This is a genomic window from Yersinia sp. LJYL362 (genome assembly GCF_048323875.1).
The window spans coordinates 1-11,832 of the sequence record NZ_JBLWEX010000145.1 but is presented as its reverse complement, the minus strand read 5'-3'; the positions used below and the strand labels follow the sequence as shown (position 1 = coordinate 11,832).

Here is an 11,832-nt window from a genome sequence, read left to right as displayed (position 1 = left end):
TGACCACCAAGTCTTTTGCTACTTTCATGATATCTCCTACCCTTGGAACAAAAATTGGCACAGATTGTAGCGGAAATCTGCACCGCTGTACTCACCAGCATAAAAAATCGCGAAGGATAACGCTACTCCGGATGGAAAATACCGATCACTTGTTCATGTGGCCGGACGTGTTTCTTAACCTGCTCATCCGTTTGACGTTGATGGTGACCGCACTTAACACACTCCACCACTTCAACCTGATCTTCACGCCACAAAGCCAATGTATCCAATGCCTTACACTGTGGACAAACAGCACCGGCAATGAATCTTTTACGGGTTTTTGTTTTATTAAGATCGTTTGTCATCGTTTTCTCCGGCATTATTCGTATTCATCCCAGCCATCTAACTGCCGACTTTCATGCAGCATTTCTCGTTGGAAAATATCTTCCAGTTCACGGCGGGCTTCTTTAACTCTGGAAATTTGCGCCACATCGCCATGATGCTGCGGCACCAGTTCACGCAACATTCGCATATCAAGCCGCCGAAAATGTTGCTGCGCGCGATAGGCCTGATGGGGGTGCATGCCTAATCCCAGCAATGTTTTCCGCCCCAGTTCCAGTGCACTGGAGAAGGTTTCGCGCGTAAAGTCTTTGACACCATTTTGCAGCAGTTCATGGGCTTCAACACGCCCTCTGGCTCGGGCCAGAATGTGCAGGTTCGGGAAATGCTGCTGGCACAAATGTACGAGCGTCATGGTGTCTTCCGGCTCATTACAGGTAATAACGATAGCTTTGGCCTTTTCTGCCCCGGCCGCGCGTAGCAGTTCCAGCTCAGTAGCATCACCATAGTAAACTTTATAGCCGTATTTGCGCATCACACTGACCGCACTGACATCGCGCTCCAACACGGTAATACGCATTTTGTTCGCCATCAGTAAGCGGCCAATCACCTGACCAAAGCGCCCAAAGCCCACAATAATCACCTGTGGATCATTGTCTTCAACAAAGGGTTTCTCGTCGCTCTCCTCTTGCGCGTTATAACGACGCACCAAAATACGGTCGATACCCTGCATCAATAACGGCGTGGTCATCATTGACAGAGTGACCACCACCAGCAACAACGCCAGTTGTTCGGCATTTAAAACGTGTTGAGAAAATGCCGCAGAGAATAAGACGAAAGCGAATTCACCGCCCTGACTCAGCACACCAGCAAATTGCAGGCGTACCGAACGGCGCAAACCAAATGTTCGCGCCAGGCCATACAGCACCGTACCTTTGATAAAGACCAGCGCCAGAACGCCTAACAGAACATCGAGCAGATGAGTAAACAGAACACCAAGGTTCAAGGCCATCCCGACTGAGATGAAAAATAGCCCGAGCAGCAAGCCCTTAAAGGGTTCGATAGCGATTTCCAGTTCATGCTGGAATTCACTTTCCGCCAATAAGATACCCGCGATAAATGTCCCCAACGCCATAGACAAGCCCAAAGCATCCATAAACAGTGCCGAACCTAACACCACCAGCAAAGCCGCAGCGGTGAAAACCTCGCGCACGCCTGAGGCCACAATGTAGCGAAACAACGGGCGCAGCAAATATCGGCCACCAATCAACATACCGGCAAAAGCCGCAACTTTAATACCAATCTTGACCCAATCATTAGCAGCACCACCGCCACCAGCCAAAATAGGAATCAGTGCCAAAGCCGGGATAACCGCCATATCCTGGAATAGTAAGACCGAGAAACCGAGCTGACCGCCTTCATTGCGGTTCATCCCTTTTTCGCGCATCAGCTGTAATGCCATTGCCGTTGACGACATGGCCAAACCGATACCACCAATCACTGCGGCTTGCCAGGCAAATTGGGTGAAATAGAGCAATGCCCCTAATACTGTAGCGGTTATTACCACCTGACCTGCACCGACACCAAAAATAGAGCGCCGCAACTGCCAAAGCTTGGCTGGGTTCAATTCCAAGCCAATGATAAACATCAGGAAGACAACACCTAGTTCGGAGAAGTGGAGGATTTCGTCGACATCACGAATAAACCCCAATCCCCACGGGCCGATGGCGATACCGGCTATCAGGTAACCCAATACCGCACCGATCCCCAGGCGCTGCGCAATAGGAACCGCCACCACAGCGGCAAATAGAAATAATAAAATCGCGGTCAGTAGCGCCGAGCCTTCCATATTCAGTGCCCTCCTGTAGCTAGCGGTGACTGCAACCACTGCGCATAAGCTTGTGCATGGCTGGCCAGAACTTCCGGCTTTTGTCGCCGCGCCCAGTAAATAATCATCGGACTCATCCAATGCATATGACACATAGCTGCGGTCAATTCAAAAGGCCGCAAAATATCTTCCATTGGATAGCGGTTATACCCCCCCGCCCGATAAGCGCCCTCCGGCTCGCCAGTGGTAATCACTGAACGCCAGTATTTACCGGTCAGTGCATGCCCCCCCACCCCATTGGCAAAGCCACGCGCCAGCACGCGATCCAACCATTCTTTCAGCAAAGCCGGGCAACTGTAGGTATAGAGAGGATGTTGAAAAACGATAATTTGATGTTCACGCAGCAACTGCTGCTCATAGTGAATATCAATAAAAAAATCTGGATAATGTGCATATAGGTCGTGCACAGTGACATGTTCTAATTGCTGCACCGGTTGCAGCAAAACCCGATTAGCCACCGAGTCTTGTGACTCAGGATGGGCATACAACAGCAAAACCTTCGGTGGCTGCGACATCATTCCCCTCCAAAGCGTCGTCAGGGTCCGGTTTTTCCGTTACCATGCTTCGCAAAGACCAAAAAAGACTAAGATTTGTACCCACAGTCATTGGTGTTGTCAGTTGGCAACCTCAAGAACTCTGGGAGATAAATACCCTAAATAATTCGAGTGGCAGGAAGGCGGCAAGCGAGAAAATCCCGATGAGCTTACTGTGTTGTAAGTGATTCGGGTTATTGAGCGTAGCCAACGCACATGCGACTTGAAGTATGACGGGATAATTTAACATACTCTAAACATACGGCACTCTATGATTGTTTTTTCCTCGCTACAAATTCGACGTGGTACTCGCGTCTTGCTGGATAATGCAACAGCAACGATTAACCCTGGGCAAAAGGTCGGGCTGGTCGGTAAAAACGGCTGTGGTAAATCTACTCTGCTGGCGTTGCTCAAAGGCGAACTGAGCGCCGATGGCGGTAATGCTACTTTTCCCAGTAACTGGGCACTGGCGTGGGTCAACCAAGAAACCCCTGCACTGGATGTGCCGGCGATAGAGTATGTTATCGACGGTGACCGCGAATATCGCCAATTGGAGGCCGAACTTCAGGCCGCCAATGAAAAAAATGATGGTCATGCCATTGCAACCGTGCACGGCAAGCTCGATGCCATCCACGCCTGGACCATTCAATCCCGTGCTGCCAGTTTGCTACACGGATTGGGGTTTTCTCAAGAAAGTTTACAGCAGCCTGTGCGCTCATTTTCAGGTGGTTGGCGAATGCGCCTTAACCTGGCACAAGCACTGATTTGTCGCTCCGATCTATTGTTACTGGATGAACCGACCAACCATTTGGATTTGGACGCCGTGATCTGGCTGGAAAAATGGTTGAAAAACTACTCCGGCACACTGGTGTTGATTTCCCATGACCGCGATTTCCTTGATCCTATTATCGATAAAATTCTGCATATTGAACAGCAGACGCTGAATGAATACACAGGTAACTATTCATCCTTTGAACGTCAGCGCGCCACCAAACTGTCACAGCAACAATCGATGTATCAGCATCAACAAGAGAAAGTTGCGCATCTGCAAAGTTACATTGACCGCTTCCGTGCCCAAGCGACCAAAGCCAAGCAGGCCCAAAGTCGCATTAAAATGTTGGAACGGATGGAACTGATTGCTCCGGCACATGTAGATAACCCGTTTCATTTCAGTTTCCGCACACCAGAGAGCTTGCCTGATCCACTGTTACGCATGGACAAAGTCAGTGCTGGTTATGGCGATCGTACGATTTTAGAGTCCATTAAGCTCAATCTGGTGCCTGGCTCACGCATTGGTTTGTTAGGCCGCAACGGAGCGGGTAAATCCACCCTGATCAAGCTGCTAGCCGGAACATTGGAACCACAAAGTGGTGAAATCGGCCTGTCCAAAGGGATTAAATTGGGTTACTTCGCCCAGCATCAGCTTGAATTCTTACGAGCAGATGAATCTCCACTACAACATATGAGCCGACTGGCCCCTAAAGAGCCGGAGCAACAGCTACGTGATTATCTGGGGGGTTACGGTTTTCAGGGCGATCAGGTTACCGACCCGACAGCCCGTTTTTCCGGCGGTGAAAAAGCGCGTCTGGTGTTGGCTCTGATCATCTGGCAGCGCCCTAACCTACTGCTGCTCGATGAACCGACTAACCATCTGGATCTTGATATGCGCCAGGCTCTGACCGAGGCATTGATTGATTTCGAAGGTGCATTGGTGGTGGTTTCCCATGATCGTCATTTACTGCGCTCCACCACTGATGATCTTTATCTGGTGCATGATGGCAAAGTAGAGCAGTTCGACGGTGATCTGGAAGATTATCAACAGTTTCTGGTGGATCTACAGCGCCAGCAAAGCCAACAGGATAATCCAGCCAAAGAGTTGTCCGGCAACAGTGCGCAGCAGCGCAAAGACCAAAAACGCCGTGATGCTGAGTTCCGCAGCCAAACCCAGCCATTGCGTAAGCAAATCATGACGCTGGAAAAACAGATGGATAAGCTCGGCAGCGAGCTGGCAACAATCGAAGAGCGCTTGGCAGATTCAGCCCTCTACGATATTTCCCGCAAGGCTGATTTAACCCAGTGTCTGCAACAGCAAACACAAGTAAAATCCAAGCTGGAAGAGACTGAAATGCAGTGGTTGGATGCACAAGAGCAGTTGGAGAATCTCACCAAGCTGTTTGAAGCGGGGTAACCCGCTTTTCAAAAAAACACCTCATTAAGGATAATAAGGTTATGAGTAATAAGGATATTAGCGTGATAGTGCCGGTATTTAATTGCGGCGCTTATCTCGCACTACTCTTAGATTCACTGTACCAACAGTCTGGTGTGTCATTGGAAATCATCGCCGTTAATGATGGCTCAACCGATAATAGTCTGGCGATTTTAGAAAACGCGGCACACCGTGACCCACGGCTGGTCATTATTAGTCAACCCAATCAAGGGCTTTCTGCTGCTCGTAATGCTGGTATAAGCCGGGCTAGCGCGCGCTGGGTTGCTTTTGTGGACGGTGATGATTGGCTTGCGCCCAATGCATTATTGACTTGGTTGCGGCAGGCTGAGCAACAACAGCTAGATTTACTGGTAGGAAATGGTTTCAGCTTTACCACTGACCCTTATTTCCCTCCGGAGAGCCCTTTGTTACATAAACAATTGTGGGGTCAAACACTTAGCGGCCAACAATGGATTATCCGCAGTGTTGAGCATAATGAATGGCCACATTACGCATGGCTGCAATTAATTCGCCGCGAACTCATTAATACTCACCAGTTGGTATTCATCCCCAAAATGCTCCATGAAGATATTCTGTGGACGACTCATCTGGCTCTTGCCACCCGGCGTATCGGTTTCTGTGAAACGCCATTCTATGGTTATCGTACTAATCCGCAATCAATCACCCACTCTCCATCAACCCAAGCCTTATTAGCTCGCGCCAATAGCTATCTCCATATTATTAAAGCGTTAGTTAGCCTTGCCAGAGCGCAAGAACTACCTTTACGCGCTGCGTTGTTACGCCACGCCAATCAAGAGAGCGGCCATTTTTTAGGGCTAATGCGTAAGAGATTACCCCCGTCACCAGAGCGTACAGCGTTAGCTATTGAGTTTCGGGAGCTCGGTTTACCCTCGGCTCTGTATCGGGGGGCGAGTAATATCCATGAATTTTGGCGGGCATTACGTTGTTCGGTGATTTTGGCACGTTTAGCACAACAAAATCATAACCCATAGAAATAGATGGACAACTTACACTTATTTCCGTGAATACTTAGAAGGTTTTAGTGTCTAATAGGTAATAAATTTTCAGTAGGAATAGGTGTAAATGCAGCGCATTTTGGTTATCCGGATAGATTTCCTTGGTGATATGGTCTGTACCACAGCGTTGTTGCATGCACTCAAGCAACGTTGGCCCGCCGCAGAAATTCATGTATTAGCGAACAAATACAATCAGGCGGTATTGGCTCGTAACCCTGATATTACTGCGGTTCACACCTATGTTTACAGTAAGCAATGTGAAAGGAATCAGCAGCCTGGCAGAATTAAGGCGCTCGTTAACCGTCTGGCACTGATTCGGCGATTACGGCGATTGCACTTTGATCTGCTGATTATTCCTAATGGCGGCATGAACAAAAACAGCATTCAGTTCGCCAAACTACTGGGTGCTACGGATTGTCGCTGGCATACCACTGAAAGTGAGTTCGACGATCGCAATCCTGACCATGTTACCAATCGGCCAATACGCCATGAGGCACTCTCAGGTTTCGCGCTGGTACCTGAATTAGGGCCAGTTGATATCGACGCATTGCAACTGCACATCTATCCAGATCCGCAATTGCAGGCTAAATGGCAGACAGAATTAGGTGAGAAAAAGCGGCCACGGGTTGGCTTGTTCATTTCCAACAAAGCGCCACAACGCCGCTGGAGTTTGGAGAAATGGCAACAATTGGCGCAAAAACTCAGTGATCAGGCTGATATCGTCGTGTTGTATGACCCAACAGACCCACCAAGTGAAGCACAGTTGGCCGCTTTTCAGGGCCGTTGCCTATTCACCCCCGGTGTCGATGAGTTTGTTGCAGCCATAAGTCTGCTAGATATGGTGATTTCAGCCGATAGTTCACCGGTACATGTCAGCTCTGCATTGCAGATACCGGTGGTCGCGCTGTTTGAATCACGGCCAGAAAAGTACTTGCGCTGGTATCCATTAGTGCGCCATGTCTTGTTGCATGCCGGGCCGCAAGTTGAAGACATCACAGTCGATGCCGCCGAAAATGCAGCCCGTTCATTGTTGGGCTAAAAATAAATTGTTGGGCGAAAAATAAGATAGCCCATTAAGGCCGAAATACTGGCTTATCTCCGAGAATCGTCGCTCGGTGCATAATCCGTCGCTGCGGTAGATAATCCGCATTGGCATAGTGTTGGGTGACGCGGTTATCCCAGATAGCCACGTCATCCTGTTGCCAGCGCCAGCGCACTTGAAACTCCGGTTTGGTGGCATGCGCAAACAGAAAACGCAGTAGCGCATCGCTCTCTTTCTCACTGAGATCCACTATTCTCGTAGTGAATCCTTCATTAACAAATAATGCCTGACGCCCACTCACCGGATGAGTACGTACTACCGGATGGAGCAATGGCGGATTCTTCTCTTTTGCCAGCAACCAGCGCTGATGGTCTTCTGGCGTTGCACGATGCTTATGTTCGGGGAAAGAATGGGTGAAATCGTGCTCTGCCCGTAACCCGGCTAAAAGCTGTTTAAAAGCTGATGAAAGAGCTTCATAAGCGGCAATCCCGCTACTCCATAACGTATCACCGCCAGTGGTCGGCAATTGCTTCGCAGCCAGAATCGCACCTAAAGGAGGAGTCTCGATAAAAGTGACGTCAGTGTGCCAATTATCATTATCCGGCGGATTATTATCGTGCGTATCTAAAACAATAATCTCTTCACACTCTTTCGCGTGAGGATAAACCGGATGAATATGTAAATCACCAAAGCGCCCGGCTAAATCGCGTTGCTGTAACGGGGTAATCGGTTGATTGCGGAAAAACAGGACTTGATGCTTGAGCAAGGCATGATAAAGCTGCTCAAACTGGCTATCCCCCAACGGGCGGGCGATATTCACATTCTCAATCAGAGCGCCAATATGCGGTCCCAATGGCGTCACTACCAAACGTTCATTCATTGCTGTGCTCCATACCAAGGTGTTAACCGGCGCTGAATTGCCCGCAAACTTAATTCCATGCCAAAAGCGATAATGGCAATCACACTGATGCCTGCAATCACTACGTCGGTGGCGAGAAATTCTCCAGCCGATTGCACCATAAAGCCCAATCCACGCGTCGCAGCGATCAACTCAGCCGCCACCAATGTTGACCAACCGACACCCAGCCCGATGCGAATGCCGGTTAAAATCTCCGGTAATGCGCTGGGCAAAATAACAAACCACAAAACCTGCCAGCGGCTGGCACCCAATGCGCGTGCCGCTCTCACTCGTACCTGTGCCACACTGCGCACGCCTGCCACAGCGGCCAAAGTGATCGGCGCGAATATGGCCAGATAAATCAGCAATATTTTTGACGTTTCGCCAATACCAAACCAAATCACCATCAGCGGCAGATAGGCCAGCGGTGGCACTGGGCGATAAATCTCAATAAGCGGATCCAGCACGCCACGCACTGTGCTGCTCAGCCCCATAGCAATTCCGGTGGGGACACCGAGAGCTACAGCGGCTAACAGTGCAATTAAAATACGCCCCAAACTGGCGGCCAAATGTTGCCATAACGTGGCATCCATAAAGCCCTGTGGGCTGGCAATCACCAGTAACTGATGCAGAACCTGTTGCGGCGCGGGTAGAAATAACGGGCTGATAAGCCCAAGCGCCGTGACCGCCCACCACAGCGCCACCACACTCACCAAAGTGGCGATACTGAGCCACAATCCTTTCGTCGCCGGTAAACGGCGTACAGGCTTCTTAGCGTTCAAGGGCGCTGGACGCACGGCATCAGGCGCAGATAACGGGGTGGCTTGTGGGCGTAAACTGGCGTCGCGTAATGTACTGTGCAGGCTCATATCAGGGCCTCCCGCTGTTGGAAGACTTTACCCAGCACATATTCGCGGCGGGCGATAAATTCAGGATCAGACTTAATGCTGCGGCAAGCTTCGCCATCGGCATAGCGCTGACCAAAGTTTAGCGATAATCGCTCGACCACCTGCCCCGGCCCCGGCGACAGCAAGAGCAGCTCGCTGGCCAGAAATACCGCTTCTTCAATATCGTGGGTAATCAGTAAAATTTGTTTGCCGGTGTCACGCCAAATAGACAGCAGCAGCTCTTGCATCTGTTCACGAGTAAAAGCATCGAGCGCACCGAACGGTTCATCTAGCAGTAATAAGCGCGGATCCACCGCCAGCGCTCGGGCAATCCCCACTCGCTGGCGCATCCCTCCAGAAAGCTGCCAAATGTAGTGATGTTCAAAACCGGCTAACCCGACCCGATTAAGCATTTTCAGCGCGGTTATCCGTCTCTGTTGCTTGCTCAAACCAGCCAGTTGCAAGCCAAACTCGACATTGCTGACCACATCGCGCCACGGCAGTAAACCCTCATGCTGGAACACCACTCCCCGTTCGGCACTCGGGCCATGAACCGGAATATCATCCAGAGTGATGCTGCCAGCTGAAGGCTCCATAAATCCGGCAATCAAATTCAACAATGTAGTTTTGCCACAGCCTGATGGCCCCAATACCACGACCAACTGTCCGGATGCGATTTGTAATGACACATCCTGTAAGGCAGGTTTGCCCTGATATTCAGCCCACAGGCCACTGACATTTAACATGATGGCTCCTAGGACTGCGGGGTCGCCTGAACATCTTTCACAAAGCGGTCAGTGACGAAATCACGATAATCACTGGCAACCTGCGGGATCTTACCCTGCTGTTTGAGGAACGCAGCGGTATCACGGATAGCTTGATCCACCGGCTGGCCCAATTGGGTTATCTGATCGGCTACTGACAGGTAGGTGTTGCCTTTCACCAGTTCTGGCACTTGCTCTGGCGGAACACCGCTTAAGCGCGAAAGCTGGCTCAGATGTTCTGGGTTTTTAAGCCATTGATCCGGTTGTGCTAAATAAGCCCCTTGAGCGGCCAATGCACTGCGGGCAAAGGCGGTCACCACTTCAGGATGGGCCTGAGCGAAGTCCTTGCGTACTACCCAAACATCCAGGGTTGGTGCGCCCCATTGCCCCACTTGCGCGGAGTCAGTCAGAACAGTACCGGTTTTGGCTAATTCGTTGACAGCAGGAGCCCAAACATACGCGCCATCAATATCACCACGTTGCCAGGCGGCAGCGATAGCGGGTGGCTGTAAATTCAGAATAGTGACCTGATCCGGCTTGATACCCCAATGCTTCAGAGCGGCCAGTAGGCTGTAATGGGTGGTGGAGATAAATGGCACGGCAATGCGTTTACCAATTAAATCCTGCGGAGTTTTGATCTCTTTTTTGACCACTAATGCTTCAGAGCTGCCCAATTGTGAGGCCAACAAGAAAACCTCAATCGGGACATTCTGGCTGGCCGCAACAGCCAGTGGGCTAGAGCCGATATTACCAATCTGCACATCACCCGAAGCAAGCGCTCTGACGACACTGGAGCCACTATCAAATTTACGCCAATCCACCTTGGCACCGGAAAGCTTGGCAAAGCTGTTATCCGCTTGCGCGACCTTGGCCGGTTCCGCAGAGGTTTGGTAGGCCACTGTCACATCAACAGCATGTGCGCTGGTCGCCACCAATGACAGAGCCAACAGCGCCCCACCCGATCGCCAGATGCCACGTGCTGCGCTGGCAAGACTTACAGAAGAAAAGGTTATCGTCATGGGTTCACTCCGCTCGGTTAACAGTGTCATTCGTTATGGTTACGACCCTAAACGAACTTGGGGCGCTGAGATGACAGTGATACCTGAAGGAGTAACACCGCTAAAGGAATAAAAAATTATTCTTTATTCCTTTAAGCGATAACAAATTAACTCACAGTAGAATTCTTATCCGTAACAAACAGTTAACTAAAATGTAATTTCGCCTTTAAGGAAAATGCGGGATGCACCTGAAATAAAAGTACGTTCCCCGGCTAAGGTGCAGAATAGCTCACCACCGCGCGCGGATATCTGGCGGGCATGCAACGATGTGTTACCCAACCGCGCCACCCAATATGGCATTAACGTGCAATGAGCTGAACCGGTCACCGGATCTTCATTGCTGCTCAGGGTAAAGTAGCGCGAAACAAAATCGACCTCATCACCCGGCGCGGTCACAATCACACCTCGGCCGGTATAAGCAATCAGCGCCACCAGATCCGGCTGTAATTGACGTACTTGTTGCTCACTCTCCAGCACCACCAGCAGGGATTTTGCCTGCCATACCTGTTGAATATCGATACCAAGCAGGGCTTTCAGTTCAGCCGCAATCGCAATCTTCTCTGGGGGCAATGCAGGGAAATCCAGTGATAGTCGGCTAAAGTTATCAGTGTCGCGCTTGACATGTAAATCACCACTGGCGCTACGAAAACAGATATCGTGCAAACCGGGGTTAACCACGTTGAACATTACATGTGCCGCCGCCAGAGTGCCGTGGCCGCATAAATCCACTTCACGCTCTGGCGTAAACCAACGGATTGCCGATTTATCCCCTTCGTCCCAGACAAAGCTGGTTTCCGGTAAATTGATTTCCGCAGCGATACGCTGCATCTGTGCTGCCGACAGCGGTTTTTTCAGTAAATACACCCCAGCAGGGTTACCGGATAACCCTGTGCCGATAAACGCATCCACATGAAAATAGTTATAAGCCATTTATTAGTCCCGCTGAGTAATCAATGCCAAATAAGCAGCACACAGGCCGCCGTCAGCAAGCCCATCGCGATATTAAAGGTAAACCATGCCCGGCGGCTGCGTAACAGACGGCCGATCAATGTTCCAAAACCCAGCCAAATGATTCCGGCCACCAGATTCACCATAAACATGCCAAGACTGATCATTAAGATCGAATGATTATAGGCCGCCCCTGCCATGCTGAAGCTGGCAACTGACCCTAATCCCATCAACCAGGCTTTTGGGTTAAGGA

The 11,832-nt window shown here is 50.4% G+C and carries 11 protein-coding genes and 1 pseudogene; 3 read left to right on the top strand and 9 right to left on the bottom strand.

Annotated features, from left to right (window positions below; translation table 11 throughout):
• Positions 1 to 122: 122 nt before the first annotated feature.
• Genes ACNSO8_RS06795 through kefG form a run of 3 tightly spaced genes read right to left on the bottom strand, consistent with a single transcriptional unit; the run spans position 123 to position 2,721 of the window.
• Positions 123 to 344 carry a YheV family putative zinc ribbon protein gene (locus ACNSO8_RS06795; protein WP_019084071.1) on the bottom strand — a complete coding sequence of 74 codons (222 nt, stop codon included), beginning with the start codon at positions 342 to 344 and terminating at the stop codon, positions 123 to 125.
• A gap of 14 nt (positions 345 to 358) precedes the next feature.
• On the bottom strand, positions 359 to 2,167 hold the full coding sequence (gene kefB / locus ACNSO8_RS06790) for a glutathione-regulated potassium-efflux system protein KefB (RefSeq protein ID WP_005174647.1): 1,809 nt from the start codon (positions 2,165 to 2,167) through the stop codon (positions 359 to 361).
• Positions 2,168 to 2,169: 2 nt separating this feature from the next.
• Positions 2,170 to 2,721, bottom strand: coding sequence for a glutathione-regulated potassium-efflux system ancillary protein KefG (gene kefG / locus ACNSO8_RS06785; RefSeq protein ID WP_019081510.1), 552 nt, complete (start codon positions 2,719 to 2,721; stop codon positions 2,170 to 2,172).
• A 289-nt stretch (positions 2,722 to 3,010) separates the two neighbouring features.
• Between kefG and ACNSO8_RS06780 the strand changes: the two genes are divergently transcribed.
• The 3 genes from ACNSO8_RS06780 to ACNSO8_RS06770 all read left to right on the top strand — a co-directional run bounded on the left by ACNSO8_RS06780 (position 3,011) and on the right by ACNSO8_RS06770 (position 7,021).
• Complete coding sequence (locus tag ACNSO8_RS06780) at positions 3,011 to 4,927, top strand: ABC transporter ATP-binding protein (RefSeq protein ID WP_005174650.1); 1,917 nt, start codon at positions 3,011 to 3,013, stop codon at positions 4,925 to 4,927.
• Between the two features lie 41 nt (positions 4,928 to 4,968).
• Positions 4,969 to 5,958 (top strand): glycosyltransferase, encoded by a 990-nt coding sequence (locus tag ACNSO8_RS06775; RefSeq protein ID WP_418394193.1) that lies wholly within the window; start codon positions 4,969 to 4,971, stop codon positions 5,956 to 5,958.
• A gap of 91 nt (positions 5,959 to 6,049) precedes the next feature.
• Positions 6,050 to 7,021 (top strand): glycosyltransferase family 9 protein, encoded by a 972-nt coding sequence (locus tag ACNSO8_RS06770; RefSeq protein ID WP_418394192.1) that lies wholly within the window; start codon positions 6,050 to 6,052, stop codon positions 7,019 to 7,021.
• 34 nt (positions 7,022 to 7,055) lie between these two features.
• Here the strand turns inward: ACNSO8_RS06770 and tauD are convergent, their stop codons facing one another.
• From tauD to ACNSO8_RS06740, 6 genes and pseudogenes are all read right to left on the bottom strand, one after another.
• Complete coding sequence (gene tauD, locus ACNSO8_RS06765; protein ID WP_019081513.1) at positions 7,056 to 7,904, bottom strand: taurine dioxygenase; 849 nt, start codon at positions 7,902 to 7,904, stop codon at positions 7,056 to 7,058.
• Positions 7,901 to 8,791 carry a taurine ABC transporter permease TauC gene (gene tauC / locus ACNSO8_RS06760; protein ID WP_050876918.1) on the bottom strand — a complete coding sequence of 297 codons (891 nt, stop codon included), beginning with the start codon at positions 8,789 to 8,791 and terminating at the stop codon, positions 7,901 to 7,903. The genes tauD and tauC overlap by 4 nt, the downstream gene beginning before the upstream one ends.
• Positions 8,788 to 9,555: a taurine ABC transporter ATP-binding subunit gene (tauB, locus tag ACNSO8_RS06755; protein WP_019084075.1), complete on the bottom strand. Its 768-nt coding sequence runs from the start codon at positions 9,553 to 9,555 to the stop codon at positions 8,788 to 8,790. The genes tauC and tauB overlap by 4 nt, the downstream gene beginning before the upstream one ends.
• An 8-nt stretch (positions 9,556 to 9,563) precedes the next feature.
• A complete protein-coding gene (gene tauA / locus ACNSO8_RS06750; RefSeq protein WP_019081516.1) occupies positions 9,564 to 10,592 on the bottom strand; it encodes a taurine ABC transporter substrate-binding protein in 1,029 nt (342 codons plus the stop codon).
• Between the two features lie 186 nt (positions 10,593 to 10,778).
• Positions 10,779 to 11,561 carry a PhzF family phenazine biosynthesis protein gene (locus ACNSO8_RS06745; protein ID WP_019081517.1) on the bottom strand — a complete coding sequence of 261 codons (783 nt, stop codon included), beginning with the start codon at positions 11,559 to 11,561 and terminating at the stop codon, positions 10,779 to 10,781.
• Positions 11,562 to 11,581: 20 nt separating this feature from the next.
• Positions 11,582 to 11,832, bottom strand: a pseudogene (locus tag ACNSO8_RS06740) (LysE family translocator); the annotation flags it as partial.